General features: G+C 75.8%; 18 protein-coding genes. 11 read left to right on the top strand and 7 right to left on the bottom strand.

What is annotated here, in order from left to right; genetic code table 11:
- The first annotated feature begins 41 nt into the window (after positions 1 to 41).
- The 4 genes from Q1A09_RS13825 to Q1A09_RS13810 all read left to right on the top strand — a co-directional run bounded on the left by Q1A09_RS13825 (position 42) and on the right by Q1A09_RS13810 (position 4,445).
- Positions 42 to 479, top strand: coding sequence for a universal stress protein (locus tag Q1A09_RS13825; RefSeq protein WP_299955856.1), 438 nt, complete (start codon positions 42 to 44; stop codon positions 477 to 479).
- Entirely contained in the window at positions 479 to 2,065 is a 1,587-nt protein-coding gene (locus tag Q1A09_RS13820; RefSeq protein ID WP_299955854.1) for a sodium:alanine symporter family protein, read from the top strand. Before Q1A09_RS13825 ends, Q1A09_RS13820 begins: the two co-directional genes overlap by 1 nt.
- Positions 2,066 to 2,136: 71 nt before the next feature.
- A complete protein-coding gene (locus Q1A09_RS13815) occupies positions 2,137 to 3,540 on the top strand; it encodes an MFS transporter (protein ID WP_299955852.1) in 1,404 nt (467 codons plus the stop codon).
- Positions 3,537 to 4,445, top strand: a complete 909-nt coding sequence (locus Q1A09_RS13810) for an epimerase (protein WP_299955850.1) — start codon at positions 3,537 to 3,539, stop codon at positions 4,443 to 4,445. The genes Q1A09_RS13815 and Q1A09_RS13810 overlap by 4 nt, the downstream gene beginning before the upstream one ends.
- A 22-nt stretch (positions 4,446 to 4,467) precedes the next feature.
- Here Q1A09_RS13810 and Q1A09_RS13805 read toward each other — a convergent pair whose 3' ends face one another.
- The gene (locus tag Q1A09_RS13805) at positions 4,468 to 4,794 is read right to left on the bottom strand and encodes a tetratricopeptide repeat protein (protein WP_299955848.1); all 327 of its coding nucleotides are present in this window, start codon (positions 4,792 to 4,794) and stop codon (positions 4,468 to 4,470) included.
- Between the two features lie 157 nt (positions 4,795 to 4,951).
- On the opposite strand from Q1A09_RS13805, the gene cobG reads away from it, so the two are divergent.
- The 5 genes from cobG (at position 4,952) to Q1A09_RS13780 (ending at position 10,006) form a co-directional block, all read left to right on the top strand.
- Positions 4,952 to 6,142: a precorrin-3B synthase gene (cobG, locus tag Q1A09_RS13800; protein ID WP_299955846.1), complete on the top strand. Its 1,191-nt coding sequence runs from the start codon at positions 4,952 to 4,954 to the stop codon at positions 6,140 to 6,142.
- Positions 6,142 to 6,762 carry a precorrin-8X methylmutase gene (locus tag Q1A09_RS13795; RefSeq protein WP_299955845.1) on the top strand — a complete coding sequence of 207 codons (621 nt, stop codon included), beginning with the start codon at positions 6,142 to 6,144 and terminating at the stop codon, positions 6,760 to 6,762. Before cobG ends, Q1A09_RS13795 begins: the two co-directional genes overlap by 1 nt.
- A gap of 37 nt (positions 6,763 to 6,799) precedes the next feature.
- Entirely contained in the window at positions 6,800 to 8,293 is a 1,494-nt protein-coding gene (locus tag Q1A09_RS13790; protein WP_299955843.1) for a precorrin-2 C(20)-methyltransferase, read from the top strand.
- Positions 8,294 to 8,295: 2 nt separating this feature from the next.
- Entirely contained in the window at positions 8,296 to 8,700 is a 405-nt protein-coding gene (locus Q1A09_RS13785) for a hypothetical protein (protein ID WP_299955842.1), read from the top strand.
- Positions 8,701 to 8,773: 73 nt separating this feature from the next.
- The gene (locus Q1A09_RS13780; RefSeq protein ID WP_299955840.1) at positions 8,774 to 10,006 is read left to right on the top strand and encodes an MFS transporter; all 1,233 of its coding nucleotides are present in this window, start codon (positions 8,774 to 8,776) and stop codon (positions 10,004 to 10,006) included.
- A gap of 72 nt (positions 10,007 to 10,078) precedes the next feature.
- Here Q1A09_RS13780 and Q1A09_RS13775 read toward each other — a convergent pair whose 3' ends face one another.
- A complete protein-coding gene (locus Q1A09_RS13775) occupies positions 10,079 to 11,662 on the bottom strand; it encodes a YfjP family GTPase (protein WP_299955838.1) in 1,584 nt (527 codons plus the stop codon).
- On the bottom strand, positions 11,659 to 13,359 hold the full coding sequence (locus tag Q1A09_RS13770; protein WP_299955836.1) for an ABC transporter: 1,701 nt from the start codon (positions 13,357 to 13,359) through the stop codon (positions 11,659 to 11,661). Before Q1A09_RS13770 ends, Q1A09_RS13775 begins: the two co-directional genes overlap by 4 nt.
- Before the next feature lie 104 nt (positions 13,360 to 13,463).
- Between Q1A09_RS13770 and Q1A09_RS13765 the strand changes: the two genes are divergently transcribed.
- Positions 13,464 to 14,132: an SDR family NAD(P)-dependent oxidoreductase gene (locus Q1A09_RS13765; protein WP_299955834.1), complete on the top strand. Its 669-nt coding sequence runs from the start codon at positions 13,464 to 13,466 to the stop codon at positions 14,130 to 14,132.
- 58 nt (positions 14,133 to 14,190) lie between these two features.
- Here the strand turns inward: Q1A09_RS13765 and Q1A09_RS13760 are convergent, their stop codons facing one another.
- The 4 genes from Q1A09_RS13760 to Q1A09_RS13745 all read right to left on the bottom strand — a co-directional run bounded on the left by Q1A09_RS13760 (position 14,191) and on the right by Q1A09_RS13745 (position 17,528).
- Positions 14,191 to 15,696 (bottom strand): FtsX-like permease family protein, encoded by a 1,506-nt coding sequence (locus Q1A09_RS13760; RefSeq protein WP_299955832.1) that lies wholly within the window; start codon positions 15,694 to 15,696, stop codon positions 14,191 to 14,193.
- Entirely contained in the window at positions 15,693 to 16,439 is a 747-nt protein-coding gene (locus Q1A09_RS13755; RefSeq protein WP_299955830.1) for an ABC transporter ATP-binding protein, read from the bottom strand. The genes Q1A09_RS13760 and Q1A09_RS13755 overlap by 4 nt, the downstream gene beginning before the upstream one ends.
- Positions 16,436 to 16,972, bottom strand: coding sequence for a PadR family transcriptional regulator (locus Q1A09_RS13750; RefSeq protein WP_299955829.1), 537 nt, complete (start codon positions 16,970 to 16,972; stop codon positions 16,436 to 16,438). The genes Q1A09_RS13755 and Q1A09_RS13750 overlap by 4 nt, the downstream gene beginning before the upstream one ends.
- Before the next feature lie 67 nt (positions 16,973 to 17,039).
- The gene (locus tag Q1A09_RS13745; protein ID WP_299955827.1) at positions 17,040 to 17,528 is read right to left on the bottom strand and encodes a hypothetical protein; all 489 of its coding nucleotides are present in this window, start codon (positions 17,526 to 17,528) and stop codon (positions 17,040 to 17,042) included.
- Between the two features lie 103 nt (positions 17,529 to 17,631).
- Here Q1A09_RS13745 and Q1A09_RS13740 point away from each other — a divergent pair, with 103 nt between their 5' ends.
- A complete protein-coding gene (locus Q1A09_RS13740; RefSeq protein WP_299955825.1) occupies positions 17,632 to 18,009 on the top strand; it encodes a hypothetical protein in 378 nt (125 codons plus the stop codon).
- Positions 18,010 to 18,031 lie beyond the last annotated feature (22 nt).

The raw sequence follows: 18,031 nt of genomic DNA, 5'->3' as shown, positions 1-18,031 counted from the left end.
TAGCTTTCCGGCAACGTCCGCGACGGCTGGGGGTTCACCCGATGTCCGCTTCGATCATCGTGGGGCTCGACGGGAGCGAGGCGAGCGGACGGGCGGCGGACGCTGCTGCCGAGGCGGCCCGCCGGCACGGGATGCGCCTGGTGCTGGCCTGCGTCGTGCCCTGGTCGCCCTACTCCTTCACCACAGCGGAGGAGAACGAACGCCGCTCGATCGAGAAGGAACGCGAGGCGAGGTCGGCCCAGGAACGGGTGCTGGACCCGGCGATCACCCGGCTCACCGCCGCCGGCGACCTGGAGGTGGAAGGCGTCGTCCGGCACGGTCACCCGGCCGAGACGCTCGTGGCCCTCGCCCGTGAGCACCGCGCGGTCTGGATCATCGTCGGGCGGGTCGGGCAGAGCCGGGTGCGGACGCTGCTCTTCGGCTCGACACCCAGCAGCCTCATCCAGCTCTCCCCCGTCCCCGTCCTGGTGGTGCCGTGATGACCTCGTCCGTGAACGTGCTGGCCGCCTCCTTCGACGAGCAGGTCGACGACGTCTTCGCGCCGATCTCCGAGTTCATCACCGGCATCGTCTTCGCCGCCGTTCCGCTGGACTTCATCGACGAGGGCGTCGAGCTCCCGCTGATCGTCGTCTGGCTGGTGGTGGCCGGGTTCTTCTTCACCGTCTACCTGCGCGGCTTCCAGTTCCGGGCCTTCGGCCACGCGATCCAGCTGATCAAGGGCAGGTACGACGACCCCGAGGACGCCGGGGAGGTGACCCACTTCCAGGCGCTGGCGACCGCGGTCTCCGGGACGGTGGGCCTCGGGAACATCGCCGGGGTCGCGGTGGCCATCTCCCTCGGCGGGCCGGGGGCCACCTTCTGGATGATCATCGCGGGTCTCGTCGGCATGTGCACCAAGGGCGTGGAGTGCACCCTCGGCGTCAAGTACCGCAAGGTCTACCCCGACGGCCGGGTCTCCGGTGGACCCATGTACTACCTGAGCCAGGGGCTGAAGGAGCGCGGCAAGGGCACGCTGGGCAAGGTCCTCGCGGTCCTGTTCTGCATCTTCACCCTGGGCGGCGCCGTCGGTGGCGGGAACATGTTCCAGTCCAACCAGGCCTTCGCCCAGGCGCAGTCGGTGACCGGCGGGGACGACGGCTGGCTCGGCTTCGGGGCCGCCGGCGCCGTCTTCGGCCTGGTGCTCGCGATCCTGGTCGGCGCGGTGATCATCGGCGGCATCCGGAGCATCGCCCGGGTCACCGACAAGCTGGTCCCGTTCATGGCCGTCTTCTACGTGGTGGCCTGCCTGGCGGTGCTCTTCGCCAACTTCTCCCAGATACCGGACGCCCTCTGGGAGATCCTCCGGACGGCGTTCAGCCCCGAAGCCGGGTTCGGCGGCGTCGTCGGCGTGCTCATCCAGGGGTTCCGGCGGGCGGCGTTCAGCAACGAGGCCGGGCTGGGGTCGGCCGCGATCGCCCACTCCGCGGTGAAGACCGACGAACCGGCGACCGAGGGCCACGTCGCCGTCCTGGAGCCGTTCGTCGACACCGTCGTCGTCTGCACGATGACCGCGCTGGCCATCGTGATCACCGGCACCTGGGCGGACGAGTCGAGCGCGGCGGGGGTGGAGACCACCTCGGCCGCCTTCGAGACGGTGGCGGGCTGGTTCCCGATCGTGCTGGCGGTCGCGGTGATCCTCTTCGCCTACTCCACGATGCTCGCCTGGAGCTACTACGGGCTGAAGGCGTCGACCTACCTGTTCGGCGAGTCGATGGTGGTCGACCGGACGTGGAAGCTGATCTTCTGCGTCTTCGTCGTCATCGGGTCCTCCTCGACCCTCGACGCGGTGATCGGCTTCTCCGACAGCATGATCTTCCTGATGTCGCTGCCCAACATCATCGGGCTCTACATCCTGAGCCGGGTGGTGAAGCGGGAGCTGTTCGGCTACCGCGAGCGGCTGGCCCACGGCGCGCTCCTGCCGGTCGCCGAACGGGGCAACACCCCCTCCGCGACGGGCAGCACCGCCGCCAGCACCGGCACCGACGGCACCAACCCGACCCCACCGCCCACGGCCGACCCGCGCTGACCGGCCGGTCGCTGACGGCACGCCGGGCAGGCGGTTGACCTGCAGCCCACTGCACCCGGTTCACTGCGCGGGTGACCACCGAGGACCGTGACCGGGCCGTCCCGGCGGCCGATCCGGACACCTCGCTGCGCGCGGTCTTCGCCGGCCGCCGTGGGCGGCTGCTGATCGCCTTGCTGCTGGCCGAGTTCGCCGCCGCCGTCCAGGGCATCGCCTACGCCACCGTGCTCCCACTGGCCTCCCGCGAGCTGGACGGCAGCCGGCTCTACGGCGCGACCCTGGCGGCCGGGACGCTGGTCACCGTGCTGGCGCTCGCCGCCGGCCCCGGGCTCACCGCCCGGCTCAGCCCCCGCGGCACCCTGCTGGTCGCCACCGGCGTCTACGTCGTCGGGGTGCTGCTGGCGGCGACCGCGCCCTCGATGGGCTGGCTGCTGGCGGGGAGCGCGCTGCGTGGGCTGGCCGGTGGCCTGCTGGTCGCCTTCGGCCTCAGCGCCATCGGCGGCCTCTACGAGGACGCGCTGCGGCCGCGGGTCATGGGCCTGTTCTCCCTGGTGTGGCTGCTGCCCTCCCTCGTGGGGCCGGCGCTGAACGGGGCGATCGCCGCGGTCAGCGACTGGCGGTGGGCGATGGCCTGGCCGGCCGTCGTGGTCGTGGTGGCCCGGGTGCTGATGGGCCGGGACGTCGACCTCGTCCCCTGGCAGACCGGACGCCGCACCGTGGCGGTCGGCGCCGGGGTGCTCGTGATGACCGGACTGGTGCTCGCCACGGCCGCCAGCGGGAGTGGCACCTGGGGCGTGCCGCTGCTCGCCGGCGGGTTGCTGCTGGCCGCGGCGGGCAGCGTGCGGGTGCTTGCCCGCGCGACGGCGGGCGACCGGGCGCGCACCCGGTTGCTGCTCTGCTTCACCGGCCTGGTGGTCGCCTTCTTCGCCGCCGACGGCCTGGTCCCGCTCGCCGTCGTCGAGGGGCTGGGCCGCGGGGTCACCGCGACCTCCGTGGCGATCACCGCCGGGCTGGTCGCCTGGTCCGTGGCCGGCGCGCGCCCGCCCCGACCGGGACGACGCCCCGACCCGGCCACCCTCGGGACGGCGCTGCTGTGCCCGGCGCTGGTCGCGGTGGCGCTGTCCCAGACCGGGCTGCTGACCGGCACCTCGGCCCTGGCGCTGCTGGTCGGCGCCTGGGGGCTGGCCGGCCTGGGCATGGGGCTGGCCTACACCCGGTTGTCCGCGCAGACCTTCGACGCCCTGCCGCCTGAGCGGGTGGCCTCGGTCGCCACCGCCGTCGCGTTCGCCGAGACCACCGCCGTGGCGTTCGGCTCGCTGCTGGGGGCGGGCACCTGGTCCCTGGGCACCACCCTGGGCGCAGGTGCCCGGCCGGCGATCGTCGGGGCGCTCGCGGCCACCGTGGTCGTCGCCGCCCTGACCCTGGTCACGCTGGCGTCCCACCGCTCCGGCCGGGAGCGGGCAGGATCACCGGGGTGAAGACCGTCGTGGCCGGCGGGTCCGGCGCCCTCGGACGCCGGCTCTGCGCCGACCTGGCCGCCCGCGGGCACGACGTCGTCGTCCTCTCCCGGACACCCCGCCCGGGCCCCTTCCGGCAGGTCGGGTGGGACGGCGTCTCGGTCGGCCCCTGGGCCGCCGAGCTCGAGGGCGCCGCGGTGGTGAACCTGGCCGGTCAGCTGGTCGACCTGCGGCCGACCCCGCGCAACATCGCGCTGCTGACCAGCTCCCGGGTGCAGCCGACGCTGGCGCTGCGCGCCGCCGCCGAACAGCTGGACGAACCCGTGCCGGTGTGGGTACAGGCGAGCACCGCCGCCGTGTACGGCGACGCCGGCGAGACGCTGGTCGACGAGGACACCCCACCCGCCGACGGACCGCGGCAGATGGCCGGGGTCGCCCGGGCCTGGGAGGACGCCGCGGCCGGCGTGAACGCCGCGCGGCAGGTGGTGCTCCGCACGAGCATCGTGTTCGACCGGGACACCCCGGCGCTGGACCGGCTGGTGCGGCTCACCCGGCTCGGGCTCGGCGGCCGCATCGCCAGCGGCCGGCAGTGGGTCAGCTGGCTGCACGTGGAGGACTGGCTGGCCATCGCGCGCTGGGGGCTCGGCATCGACGAACTCGCCGCCCCGGCACCCTCGGGCGTGCTGCTGGCGACCTCGCCGAACCCGGTGCGCAACGCCGAGCTGATGTCGACCCTGCGGGCGGCCCTGCACCGCCCGGCCGCACCCCCCACCCCCGAGCTGCTGCTGCGGGTGGGGGCAGTCCTGCTGCGGACCGACCCGGCGCTCGCGCTCACCGGCCGCCGGGCGGTCTCCCGGCGCCTCACCGAGGCGGGATTCGACTTCCGGTACCCCCGCCTCGACGAGGCGCTCGCGGACCTGCTGTAGCGGTCGGCCGCGAGAGCTCGGCTCAGGCGGCGCCGAGGGCGTCGGCCACCCGGTGGTGGACGGCGGCGTCGTCGGCCCGGCTCTGCCGTTCCAGGGTGCGGGCCAGGGCGCGGCGGGCCCACGCGTTCGCCGGGGCGAGCTCGACGAGACGGGTGAGCTGCTGCTCGGCCCGACCCAGCTGCGCGGAGGCGAAGTAGCTGCGGGCGAGCAGCTCCATCGTCGCCTGGTCGTCCGGCTCCGCGGCGAGCACGCCCTCGAGGACGCGGGCGGCCTCGGCGGGCTGCCCCATCGCCAGGAACAGGTCGGCGCGCTGGAACTCGGAGTGGAGGTCGGTCTCGTACTGGGTCATCTCGTGCTCCTTCCACCGCGCGCCAACAGCGGACCGGCCACGGACCTTCCCTGCCCCGACGCCGCCGGCGGACGGCCGTCCGTGACGGTGCCGCGCCCACCCGCTGACGGCGGGCGCGGGGGCGCGGTGGCCGGCGGGAAGTAGCCTCGCGGACGCCATGTCGTCCTCCCCCGCCACCGTGCCCCCGCGCGAGCGCGCCGACGCCTGCCCGGGTGCGCTGCAGACCCATGCCGCCGCCGACGGCGGCCTGGCGCGGGTCCGCGTCCCCGGCGGGACGCTGACCGCTGAGCAGCTCCGAGTGCTCGCCGCGGCAGCCCGGGAGCTGGGCGACGGGCACCTGGAGCTGACCAGTCGCGGGAACCTCCAGCTGCGCGGCCTGCCCACCGGCGCCGAGGCCGAGCTCGGCGACCGGCTCGCCGCCGCCGGGCTGCTGCCCAGCGCCACCCACGAGCGGGTGCGCAACGTGCTGGCCAGCACGCTGTCGGGCCGCAGCGCCGACGGGCACGTCGACGTCGGGCCGTGGGTCCGTGCCTTCGACGCCGGCCTGCGTGCCGACCCGGCGCTGGCCGAGCTGCCCGGCCGCTTCCTGGCCACCCTGGACGACGGCCGCGGCGACGTCGCCGGCCTTGGCGGGGACGTCGGCCTGCTGGCGCTCTCCCCCACCACCGTGGCGCTGCTGCTCGGCGGGGTCGACTCCGGGCTGCGCTGCTCCCCCGACGACGCGGTCACGCTCGCCCTGGATGCCGCCCGCGCCTTCCTCGCCGAGCGCGCCGCGCAGGCCTCCACCGCCTGGCGGCTGACCGAGCTCACCGACGGCCCGGCCCGCGTCGTCGCCCGCCTGCCCGGCCATGTTCGCCACCATGGCCGCTCGGTGGAGGTGCCGGCGGCGGTGGCCGTCGGGCCGGTCGGGGCGGCGGCGCAGGTCGACGGGCGGACGGCGCTGATCGGCGTCGTCCCGCTCGGGCGGGTCTCCGCCGACCAGGCAGAGCTGCTCGCCCGGCTGGCGGCGGAGGTGCAGCTGACCCCGTGGCGCAGCGTCGTCGTCCCCGACCTGGCCGAGGACGCGGTGGACGACGCCGCCGTCGACCTCTTCCGCACCGGGATGGTGTTCGACGAGGCGAGCCCCTGGCTGCAGGTGACCAGCTGCGCCGGCCGGCCGGGCTGCGCCAAGTCGCTGGCCGACGTGCGCGCCGACGCCGCGGCCGCCGTCGCCTCCCGGGTACTGCCGGCCGGCGGCGCCCGACAGCACTGGGCCGGTTGCGAGCGCCGCTGCGGCCGACCACAGGGCGGGGTCGTCGACGTCGTCGCGACGCCGGCCGGCTACGACATCCGGATCGAGAAGGACTGATGTACGACTACGAGCACGACGGCGCCGAGATCTACCGGCAGTCCTTCGCCACCATCCGCGCCGAGGCCGACCTCTCCGGCCTGCCCGAGGACGTCGCCCAGGTGGCGGTGCGGATGATCCACGCCTGCGGACAGGTCGACCTGGTGGCCGACGTGGCGTTCTCCCCCGACGTCGTCCGGGCCGGCCGCACGGCGCTGGAGTCCGGCGCCCCGGTGCTGTGCGACGCCCAGATGGTCGCCTCCGGGGTGACCCGCAAGCGGCTGCCGGCGTTCAACGAGGTGGTCTGCACCCTCAACGACCCGCGCACCCCCGACCTCGCCCGGGAGATGGGCACCACCCGCACCGCGGCCGCCATGCACCTGTGGGGCGACCGGCTGGACGGCGCCGTCGTCGCGATCGGCAACGCCCCCACGGCGCTGTTCCACCTGCTGGAGATGGTCCGCGACGGGGCCCCGCGCCCGGCCGCGGTGATCGGCATCCCGGTGGGCTTCATCGGCGCGGTGGAGTCCAAGGAGGCGCTCACCGCCTCGGACCTGGAGTTCCTCGCCGTCCGCGGCCGGCGCGGTGGCAGCGCCATCACCGCCGCCGCCGTCAACGCGATCGCGAGCACCGCCGAATGACGGCCATGTTGGCCACCATGGCCGCTCGGGGTGTCGCGTGAGCGGACGGCTGTACGGGGTCGGGCTGGGGCCCGGCGACCCGGAGCTGGTCACCGTGAAGGCGGCCCGGCTGATCGGGGCCGCGGACGTCGTGGCCTTCCACGCCGCGCAGCACGGGCGCTCGGTCGCCCGCGGGCTGGCCGCGCCCTACCTGCGCGAGGGCCAGGTCGAGGAGCTGCTGGTCTACCCGGTCACCACCGAGGCCACCGACCACCCCGGCGGCTACCAGGGCGCGATCGACGAGTTCTACGAGGCCGCCGCCGCCCGGCTGGCCGCCCACCTGGACGCCGGCCGGGACGTCGTCGTGCTGGCCGAGGGCGACCCGTTCTTCTACGGCTCGTACATGCACATGCACAAGCGGCTGGCCCACCGGTACCCGACCGAGGTGGTGCCTGGCGTGACCAGCGTCAGCGGCGCCGCCGCGGTGCTCGGCCGGCCGCTGGTCGAGCGGGACGAGGTGCTCACCGTGCTGCCCGGCACGCTGCCCGCCGACGAGCTCGCCGAGTGGCTGGCGACCACCGACTCGGCCGCGGTGATGAAGCTGGGCCGCACGTTCAGCAACGTGCGCGAGGCGTTCGACGCCGCCGGCGTGCTCGACCGGGCGGTGTACGTCGAGCGCGCCACCACCGACCGGCAGCGGGTGGCGCCGCTGGCCGAGGTCGACCCGGAGACCGTGCCCTACTTCTCCCTCGCCCTGCTGCCCAGCCAGCTCACCGGCCCGGGCAACGACCCCGAGCGCACCGAGGACACCCTGCCCCGCACCGGCGAGGTCGTCGTCGTCGGGCTGGGCCCGGGCAAGCGCGCCTGGACGACGCCGGAGACCGCCGAGGCGCTGGCGCAGGCCGACGACCTGATCGGCTACGGCCCCTACCTGGACCGGGTGCCGGCCAACCCGCGGCAGACCCGGTACCCCAGCGACAACCGGGTGGAGGCCGAACGGGCCGCGCACGCCCTGGAGCTCGCCCGGTCCGGACGGCGGGTGGCGGTGGTCTCCAGCGGCGACCCGGGTGTCTTCGCGATGGCCGCCGCCGTGCTGGAGGTCGCGGCCGAGGACTTCCCGGACGTCGAGGTGCGGGTGCTGCCCGGGCTCACCGCCGCACAGGCGGTCGCCTCGAAGGTGGGCGCCCCGCTCGGGCACGACTTCGCGGTGATCTCGCTGTCCGACGTCCTCAAGCCCTGGGACGTCGTCCTGGACCGGCTGCGCGCAGTGGCCACCGCCGACCTGGTGATCGCCCTGTACAACCCGCGGTCGAAGGCCCGGCCGCACCAGCTGGGCGAGGCGACCAAGGTGCTGCTGGACGTGAAGGCGCCGGAGACCGTGGTCGTCGTCGGCCGGGACGTCGGCGGGCCGCAGGAGTCGCTCACCGTCACCAACCTCGGCGAGTTCGACCCCGAGACGGTCGACATGCGCTGCCTGGTGATGGTCGGCTCGACCCAGACCCGGGTGACGCCGTCCGGGCAGGTGTTCACCTCCCGCCGCTACCCGGGCTGACCGTGCGCGGCCGCCTCGCCCTGGTGCTCGTCGGCGCCGCGCTGACCGGATGCGGCGGACCCGACGCCTGCACCGAGATGGCCGCCATGGTCGACGTACGGGTGGACACCACCGCGCTCGACCTGCCGGCCGGGGCGACCGGGCACGTGTGCCTGGACGACGAGTGCACCGACGTCGTCGTCGGCGACAGCCTCTTCTTCCCGGAGGGCGTCTACTGGGGGCGGCCGATCCCCGACGTCGAGACGGTGCAGGTCGCGCTCACCCTGACCGACGCCGACGGAACCGAGCTGTGGGCCGGGGCGGCCGCCGTCGACACCGAGGTGTTCGAGGTCAACGGCCCCGGCTGCGGGCAGACGACCGTGCTGCCCGAGCTGCGCGCCACCCTGGACGGCGAGCTCCTTCCCTGACGGGAGGGGCCGAAGTCGCGACTTCGGCCCCTCCCGTGGAACAGGCGGCTGTCGTTGGTGCTTGCATCGGTGCGTGCCCCGACGCGAGTTGACCCGTCCTGCCGCGTTCTGGACGGTCGCCGTCCTGCTGACGCTGATGCTCGCCGCATCCGGGGTGCCCTCGCCGCTGTACCGGGTCTACGCGGCGGAGTTCGGCTTCGGGTCGGGTCTGATCACCGTCGTCTTCGGCGTCTACGCCTTCGCCCTGCTGGTGTCGCTGCTGGTGGTCGGGGCGCTGTCGGACCACGTGGGGCGCCGCCCGGTGCTCGCCGCCGCGCTGCTGCTCGAGGCGGTCTCCATGGTGCTGTTCCTGACCGCCGACGGGGTCGGGTGGCTGCTGCTGGCCCGCATCGTCCAGGGGCTGGCCACCGGGGCGCTGACCGGCGCGTTCGGTGCCGCGCTGCTGGACCTGCAGTGCCCCGACCGGCCGCTGGGCGCACTGGTCAACTCGGCGTCCCCCGCGGTCGGGCTCTCGGTCGGTGCGGTGAGCGCCGGGCTGGCGGTGGAGTTCCTTCCCGCGCCGACCGACTGGGTCTTCGGCGCACTCACCGGGCTGTGTCTGGCCGCCGCCGCCGGGGTGTGGGTGTTCCTGCCGGAGTCCTCCCCCCGCCTGCCCGGCGCGATGCGGTCGCTGCGGCCCAGCGTGCAGGTGCCCGCCTCGCAGCGCCGTGCGTTCCTCGTCGTCCTGCCCTGCCTGGTCGCCACCTGGGCGCTGGGCGGGCTGTACGCCTCGCTCGGCCCGTCGCTGGTGTCGGGCGTGTTCGACGTCCAGGACCACGTGGTCGGCAGCCTGGTGATCCTGGCGCTGAACGGGACCGGCCTGGTCGGCTCCCTGTCCATGCGCACCGTGGCGCCGGCCCGGTCGATGGTCGTCGGCGCCCTGGTCTTCGCCGGCGGGGTGGCCGGCACCGTGACCGCGCTGACCACCGGCTCGCTGCCGCTGTTCTTCGTCGCCGCCGTGGTCTCCGGCTTCGGCTTCGGGGCGGCGTTCCTCGGCGCCATGGCCACCGTCACCCAGGGGGTCGCCCCCGGTCAGCGGGCCGCGCTGCTGTCCGCGGTGTTCACCGCCAGCTACCTGGCCTTCAGCGTGCCGGCGATCGCGGCCGGCGTCACCGCCGGGCACGTCGGCCTGGAGCGGACCGCGCAGGTCTACGGCGTGGCCGTGATCGTGCTGGCGCTGCTGGCCGTCGTGGGGCTGGCCGTGCACGCCCGGCGCCCGGCTCCCGACCCGGCCGCCACGCCCTCCGTCTCGGCTGCCGCGGGTTGACCCGCCGGCGGCAGGGTGGAGCCGCGTGCGCACGCGGCTCCACCCTGCCCCGGGCGGCTCGACCCCGGCCGTTCAGCTGCCGGCGCGGGCCACGGCAGTGCAGAAGCGGGCGTGGTCGGCGCGGGCCGCACCGAGCGGCTCGACCACCTCGGCCTCGGCCACCTCGCCGACCCGGTCCAGCAGCCGGCGCCGTACCTGTCTGGCCCGCCGCCGGGCCCCGGCCCGCACCAGCGGCCTGGCCACCAGCGCCAGCAGCAGCCCGGCGAGCAGTCCACCGACCAGCAGCAGCGTGGGCAGCGGGATGCCCTCGACCCGGGGCAGCGGCACGACGTCGTCCAGCTGCAGCAGGCCCAGCCCGACCAGGCCGAGCAGCCACAGCGCGCCGGCCAGCGCGACCAGTGCCAGCACCCACTGCAGCCCGCCGACGGCGCGCTGCCACAGCGGGGTGCGGTCCGGGCCCAGGTCGGTGCCGGAGACGGCGCGGTCCAGCTGGTCGGCCAGCCGCTCCTCGGAGAACTCCGCGGTGCGGCGCAGCTCGTCCCGCCAGGCCTGCGGCAGCCCCTGCCCGGCGGCGTCCCGGGCCCGGCGCAGCGCCGAGCCCAGCGCCGCCTGCTGCACGGCCCCGGCCTGCGGGAGCGAGCTGCGCGCGGTCTCGCTGCCCAGGTGCAACCGGCTCAGCGGGTCGGCCTTGAGCTTCGAGGTCCAGCGCAGCACCGGCCAGCCGGTGTGCTGGTTGCCGCGGCGGCGGGCCGAGCGCTCCACGGCGCCGACCACCGCGGGCACGCCGGCGGCGTCGGCCAGGGCCACGGTGAGCCCGGTGCGCTCGGCGGGGTCGCGGCTGCGGTCGTCCCCGGCGTCCGGTGCGCAGTGGGCCGACAGCGCCTGCGCCGCACCCCGGGCGTCGGCGGCCAGCCGGTCGGTCGCGGCCCGGCGGGCGGAGACCCGGCGGGCGAGTTCCGCGCGGAGCTCGGGCAGCCCGGCGCCGGTGCGGGCGGCGGTGGGCACGATCGGCGTCGCGGCCAGGCCCTCCCGGTCCAGCAGCCCGCGCAGGTCGGCCAGGCAGGCCTGGGCGGCGGCCTCGTCGAGCCGGTCGACCTGGTTGAGGACGACGACCAGGACGCCGGCGTGCCCGGCCAGCGGCGCCAGGTAGCGGGAGTGCACGGCGGCGTCGGCGTACTTCTGCGGGTCGAGCACCCAGACCAGCACGTCGACCAGCTCGACCAGCCGGTCCACCTCCAGCCGGTTCTCCAGCCGGATGCTGTCGTGGTCGGGCAGGTCCAGCAGCACGAGCCCGTCCAGCGCGGCGTCACCACGCTCGACCCGGTGGCGACGGGGCACCTGCAGCCAGTCGAGCAGCCGGTCCGCGCCGTCCGGGCCCCAGACGCTGGCGTGCGCGACGCCGGTGGTCGGCCGGCGGACGCCGGGGGTGCTCACCTCCGCACCGGACAGGGCGTTGAACAGCGTGGACTTGCCGCTGCCGGTCGCCCCGGCCAGCGCGACGACGGTGGCGTCGCCCAGCGCCTCGCGGGCACCGGCCTTGGCCAGCAGCGTGCGGGCACTGCCCACCTCGGGCACCTCGAGCCGGCCCTCGGCGACCTCCACCGCCTCGCGCAGTGCGGTCAGCCGATCGGTCAGGGAGACCTCCCGACGCCTCACGCGACGGCCCGGCGGGCGTCGGTCAGCGCGGCGAGTGCGGCGCGCAGCTCGGCAGCCGCACCCGGCTGCGGGGCGGCGTCGTCGAGCAGCGCGTCGAACCTGCCCTGCTCGGCGTTCAGCAGCCGCGCGGCGCGGGCGTCGAGGTCAGCCCGGGCCCGCGCGGCCAGCTCGCGCACCGCGGCGTCCCCGAACACCGCCTCCAGCACCCGCTGACCGATCGCGGTGGTGCCACCGGCGACCACCACCTCTGCCCCGGACAGCCCCGCGGTGGACGCGAAGACGGCGACCATCACCACCGCGCCCGCGCCGTTGACGCCCCAGGAGAGCAACCGGGCCCGCGACCGCTTGCCCGCCCCCTCGCTGCGCACCAGGTCCAGCACGTGCCCCTGCCAGGCCCGCACCTCGTCGGCCGAGGCGCCGGCGAAGGAGGGCGAGACGCCGTCCAGCTCGATCTCCCGGCCGTCGAGCAGCGCGATGCCGCCGGGCAGCGTGCGCCAGCTGGTCACCGTCGTCTCCGCCGCCCGGTCGGCCTCGGCGCGCAGCAGCAGCTCGACCCCGGACTCCAGGGCGCCGGCCAGGTCTGCGGCGGGCGTTGCGCGGCCGGTGAACGCGGCGGTCACCCGGTCACGGAGCCGGCCGACCTGGCCCTGCAGGCTGCGCATCCACTCGCCGGTGCCGACGAACTCCTGCCAGCGGGACAGCACCTCCCCGCGCAGCAGGCTGCCGTTGCCCACCGCCTCGTCGATCGCCGCCCGCGCCCGGGCGTAGGCGGCGTCGGCCGCGGCATCGAGGGCCTCGGCGGCGGTCGCCTGCTCCTCGACGCCGGCGACGACCACCTCGACCCGGTCGCCCAGGCTCTCCAGCGCGCCGGCGAGGGTCTGCCGGACGACGGCGGCGCGCTGCTCGGCGTCGGCGGCCAGCCCGTGCAGCCAGTCGCGCAGCGGGGCGACCTGGTCCTCGGGCAGGAAGCCGTCGACCAGCGGGCGCTCCTCGATCACGAACAGCCGGGCACCGGACAGCCGCGCCCGCTGCAGCATCCCGGCCAGGTCGTCGGCCACCTCGCCCACCGCCTCCGGCGGCACCCGGTCCAGGACGACGGCCAGCGCGGTGCCCCGCTCCTGCGCCGTCCGCAGCAGGTCCCAGGGGACGGCGTCGGCGTAGCGGGCCGCGGTGGTCACGAACACCCAGAGGTCGGCGGCGGCGAGCAGCTGACCGGCCAGGTCACGGTTGGCCTCGACCACCGAGTCGACGTCCGGTGCGTCGATCAGTGCCAGGCCCGGCGGCAGGCCCTCGTGGGTGACCAGCTGGAGCCCGCCCGGGCCGGCCTCGCCTCCGGTGGTGCGGGTCAGCCCGGGCAGCACCCGATCGCCGGCGAAGGCGGCCCGGTCGGCCGGCGCGCAGACCAGCACCGGCGCCCGGGTGGTCGGGCGCAGCACGCCGGGGGTGGTCACCCGGGCCTGCAGCACGCTGTTGACCAGCGTCGACTTGCCCGCGCCGGTGGAGCCGCCGACGACGGTGAGCAGGGGGGCGTCCAGGTCGCGCAGCCGGGGCAGCAGGTAGTCGTCGACCTGGTCGACGACGGCGTGCGCGGTGCGGGCGGCGGTGTCCCGGCCTGAGGTGTCCAGGCCCAGGGGGGCGGCGGCGACCTGGTTCCGCAGCAGCTGCAGCGCATCGGGGAGCGTGGCTCGGCTCGTCACTGCCGGTAGGTAGCCCGGGGAGGGCCCGGTTACCCGTCGGTGCCGGTCCTGGTGCGTCTGCCGGTGCACGAAACAGATCGACGCCCGGCCGCCTTGCACCTGGCATGACGACGATCGCGATCATCGGTGCCGGCCGCGGGCTCGGTGCCGCAGTGGCCCGCAAGTTCGGAGCGGAGGGGTTCGCCGTGGCGCTGCTCTCCCGCTCCCAGTCCAAGCTCGACGCACTGGCCGAGGAGCTGGCCGCAGAGGGCGTGCAGGCGCGCGGGTTCGCCGCCGACGTCCGCGACCCGGGCTCCCTGGCCCGGGCGTTGGAGCAGGCGACCGAGACCCTCGGCCCGATCGAGGTGCTGCAGTACAGCCCGCTGCCGCAGAAGGACTTCATGCGCCCGGTGCTGGAGACCACCCCGGCCGACCTGGTCGGCCCGGTGGAGTTCTCGGTCTACGGCCCGGTCGCCGCGGTGCACCAGGTGCTGCCAGGGATGCGCTTCCTGGGCGCGAACCGGGGCACGATCCTGTTCGTCAACGGCGGCTCCGCCGTGACCCCCGGTCGCAACGTCACCGGGACGTCGGTGGCGTTCGCCGGACAGGCCGCCTACGCCCAGCTGCTGCACGAGGTGCTCGGCGAGGAGGGCATCCAGGTCTCGCAGCTGATCATCCCGGGCAAGATCGAGCCGGGCAGCCCGGACAAGGACCCGGCCGTCCTGGCCGACCTCCTCTGGGACCTGCACACCCGGCGGGACCGGTTCCGGCACCAGGTGGCCGGCACCGACTGACCGTTCGGTGCGTTCGCGGGTCCGCCCTCACCGGGCGGGGGCGGACCCGGCGGCACGCTCAGGCGGTGCGCAGCTCGCCCGGGTCGGCGCTGCGGCGCAGGATCGGCAGGGCGACCATGGTGAGCGCCGCGGTCGCCAGCGCCGTCCCGCCGGCGATGACGGCCAGCGCCTCCCAGGGCACCGGAACGGGCAGCTCGGTGACCCGCAGCTCGGTGCCGGTCGCCGAGTAGACGACCTCCCGGACGGTCGTGCCCATGACCCCGCGGGCGGCCAGGATCCCGGCGGCGGTGGCCAGCAGCGCCGCCGGGACGATCGGCACCAGCACCTCCAGCAGCAGCGCCCGGCCGAGCACGCCACGGGGCACCCCGGCGGCGGTGAGTGCGGCGGCCGCGCGCCGCCGGCTGAGCACCCCCTCGATCGTGCCGACCAGCAGCCCGGCGGCGGCGATGACCCCGGCGACGACCAGCGCGAGGTCGACCTGGTCCAGCGCCCGCGCGTAGAACTCGTTGCCGCCCTGCCGCTGGGCCAGCAGGGTGTGCTCGCGGAAGCCCTGGATGGCCGCGGCGAGCAGGACGACGAGCAGCAGCGCGGCGGTGCTCCGGCTGGTGGCGAACGGGGCGGCGACCAGCCGCCGCGCAGCGATCAGCAGCGCCGGGCGGCCGGTGCGGCGGGCCAGGAACTCCCCCGCCCGCGCCGACATGGCCGCCGTGCCCAGCACCAGCCCGACCCCGGTGCACAGGAACAGGGCCAGGAAGACGACGGTGATGATCGCGGGACGGGCCTCGTCCAGACCGGTGACCCGGGCCAGGCCGGCGAACAGCGCCATGCCCAGCGTGCCGGCGGCGAACAGCGCGGCGGGGAGGACCTGCACCGGCCGCACCTGCTGGCGGCGCACCACCCCGAACGGCGTGGTCGCCACCCGCCGCAGCGCGGCCAGGGCGAAGACCGCGGCGGCGGCCGGCACGACGGCGACGAGCAGGGCGATCAGCCAGACCGGCGGCAGGACGTCGGTCGGCAGCCGCCGCACCGGGCCGGTGACCTCCTCCAGGAGGTAGCTGCCCGCGCCGAGCTCGGTGTGCCGTCCGTAGGTGGCCGTGACCGGGGTGTCGAGCAGCACCCGCCCGACCAGGTAGACCGCGAGGCCGAGGACGGCGCCCAGCGCCGCGGCCAGCCCGGTCTCGGTGGCGGCCACCCGGGCGACGTCCGCCGGGGTGGCGCCGGAGAGCCGGAGTGCGGCCAGCCTCCGGTCCCGGGCCGGGGCGCCGATCCGGGCGCACTGCCCGGTGAACGCCAGCACGGGCACGCAGAGCAGCACCAGGGCGATGACCACGCCGACGTGCAGCCCGGGTTCGTTGAGCAGCTCGCTGGTGTAGGGCCCGTCGTCCGTGCCGGTGCTCGCCACGGTGGCGGCGGCGAGCAGCGCCAGCACGCCGGCGGCAGCACCGACCGTGGTGAGCGCGATCCGGGTGCGGTCGGCCCGCCCGCCGACGGTGGCCAGCCACAGCAGGGTCGACCGGCGCATCGTCCGGGTGTCCGCACCGCCGTCCTGCACGGTGGCGGTCACCGGGCACCGGTCCGGCCCAGGGCGCCGCGCAGCGCCGAGGTCGGGGCGCCGTCGTCGGCCATGCCGTCGCGGATCACTATCTCCCGGTCGGCGTAGGCGGCGACCTTCGCGTCGTGGGTGACCATCAGCACGGTCGTGCCGGCCTGCCGGGTGACCCGGACCAGCTGGGTGAGCACCTGCTCGCCGGCGAGGGTGTCCAGGGCGCCGGTCGGCTCGTCGGCGAAGAGCACCTCAGGCTCGGTGACCAGTGCGCGGGCCATGGCCACCCGCTGCGCCTGGCCGCCGGACATCTCGGTCGGCCGCTGCCCGGCCAGGTCGGCGACCCCGAACCGGTCGAGCCAGGTGCCCGCGGCGGTGAGCGCCGGGCGCCGCTTGACCCCGGCCAGCAGCAGCGGCATCGCGACGTTCTCCGCCGCCGTCAGCTCGGGCACCAGCTGGCCGAACTGGAACAGGACGCCGAACCGGGTGCGCCGCAGCCGGGACCGCTCGGCCTCGCTCTCGGTGTCGATCCGGCGGCCGGCGTACCAGACCTCGCCGGCGTCGGGTCGCAGGATGCCGGCCAGGCAGAGCAACAGGGTCGACTTGCCCGAGCCCGACGGGCCGGTGATCGCCAGCACCTCACCGCGCCGGGTGCCCACGCTGATCCCGCGCAGCGCCGGAGAGTGCCCGTAGGAGCGGACCAGCGCCCGGCCGGCGACCAGCAGGTCCTCGTCGGTGCCGCTGTCGGGAGGGGTGGACGTCATGGCTGGAGCTCCTCGGCGAGGGTGGCGACGCGGGCCAGTGCGGTGTCGATCCACCGCAGGTCGGCGTCGAGGTGGTTGAGCGCGTAGTCGGCCGCCAGGACGCCGGCCAGGGAGGTGTCCGGGTGGGTGGTGATCCGGGTGTACTCGCGCATCCGGGCCAGGTGGGCCGCGCGCTGGCGTTGCAGGTAGCCGGCGGCCCGCTCGTCCCCGGCGACCAGGAGCGCGAGGGTCACCTTCACCGCCAGCGGGTTGGAGACGAACGGGCTCGGCGGCTCGACCTGGGCCAGCCACTCGTCCAGCTCCTGCCGGCCGGCCGCGGTCATGCCGTACGCGGTGCGGTCGGGGCCACCGGCCCGCTCGGTCCCACCCGGGGCGACCAGTCCGTCACGGAGCAGCCGCTCGAGCGTGGCGTAGACCTGCGCGGCGGCGATCGGCTTGGCCATCGGGAAGCGGGCGTCGTACTGCCGCTTGAGGTCGTACCCGTGCCGCTCGCCCTGCGCGAGCAGGCCGAGGAGGACGTGCCCGAGTGCCATGCGCCGAACTATGCACTCAGTTACTAGTCACTGTCCAGACTGCTGGTCCGGCGCGTCGCGGGAGTCCTCAGTCGCGGACCGGCCAGGCGACGACCGGGCCGAGCAGGCTCCCGTCCTGCGCCGGACCATCGGCCTCGCGGGTGACGTCGGCGTGCTCGTGACTGCCGGCCGCGTGGGCCACCGCAGCGAGCAGCAGGGTCAGCTCGGCCCGGTCGACGCCGGCCGTCAGGTCGGCGAGGTCGACCGGCTGCCCGTCGGCGAGGCTGGCCGCGGCGCGCAGCAGGCGCAGCTCACCGCTCGTGCCGGCGATGACGCCGGTGCGCAGCGCCTGGTCCAGGTCGCCCCACAGCACCGCCGCCCACGGGCCACCGTCGACGGCGTCCTCGTCCAGGGCAATGTCGATCAACCCGGCACCCTGCAGCCGGGACAGCCACGACCCGGAGTTCGCCAGCAGCAGCACCGCCGCCTCGGCCGCGTAGTCACCGACCGCGGCCCGCAGCAGCGCGCTCTCCACGTCGACCAGGTCCAGGTCGGTTGCCCGTGCTCCACCGATCACCGCCGGCCACCTCCTCGCGTCGTCCTCCACTGTGCACCCGACGTCCGACAGAACGGCGCCGGAGGACTTCCCGGGGGCCGCACCGACGCCCCATGCTGGCCCCGTGGCCCGCCCTGAGCACACCGCCCTGTTCCGCATCCAGGAGCGCTACGCGGCCACCGCTGCCGCGCGTGCCCGGCTGATCAACCCGCACATGCTGACCCCCGGCGAGGCGGTACGACTGGTGGCCGGCCTGGGCGGTGGCAGCCTGGCCTACACCGACGACGCCGAGCCCCAGGTGCAGGACGCCGACCTGCTCGCCGCGCTCAGCCTCCTGCCCGGACTGCGCGCCGAGCTCGACGACCTGGAGATCGGCCTCCAGGTGATGGCCCGCGGCGAGGGGGCGACCGGGCTGGACACCGCCGAGGAGGCCCAGCGACGGCACGAACGACTAATGGGGCTTACCGAGCCTGCTGGTCTCTGGCAGGTTCGGTGCCGGTAGCGGCCGGTGGGTCAGCACTCCC

Origin of the sequence: uncultured Modestobacter sp. (assembly GCF_947486615.1) — a bacterium.
GTDB lineage: Bacteria > Actinomycetota > Actinomycetes > Mycobacteriales > Geodermatophilaceae > Modestobacter.
The sequence above is the reverse complement of the archived record's forward strand: the minus strand, read 5'-3'. Positions and strand labels throughout refer to the sequence as shown.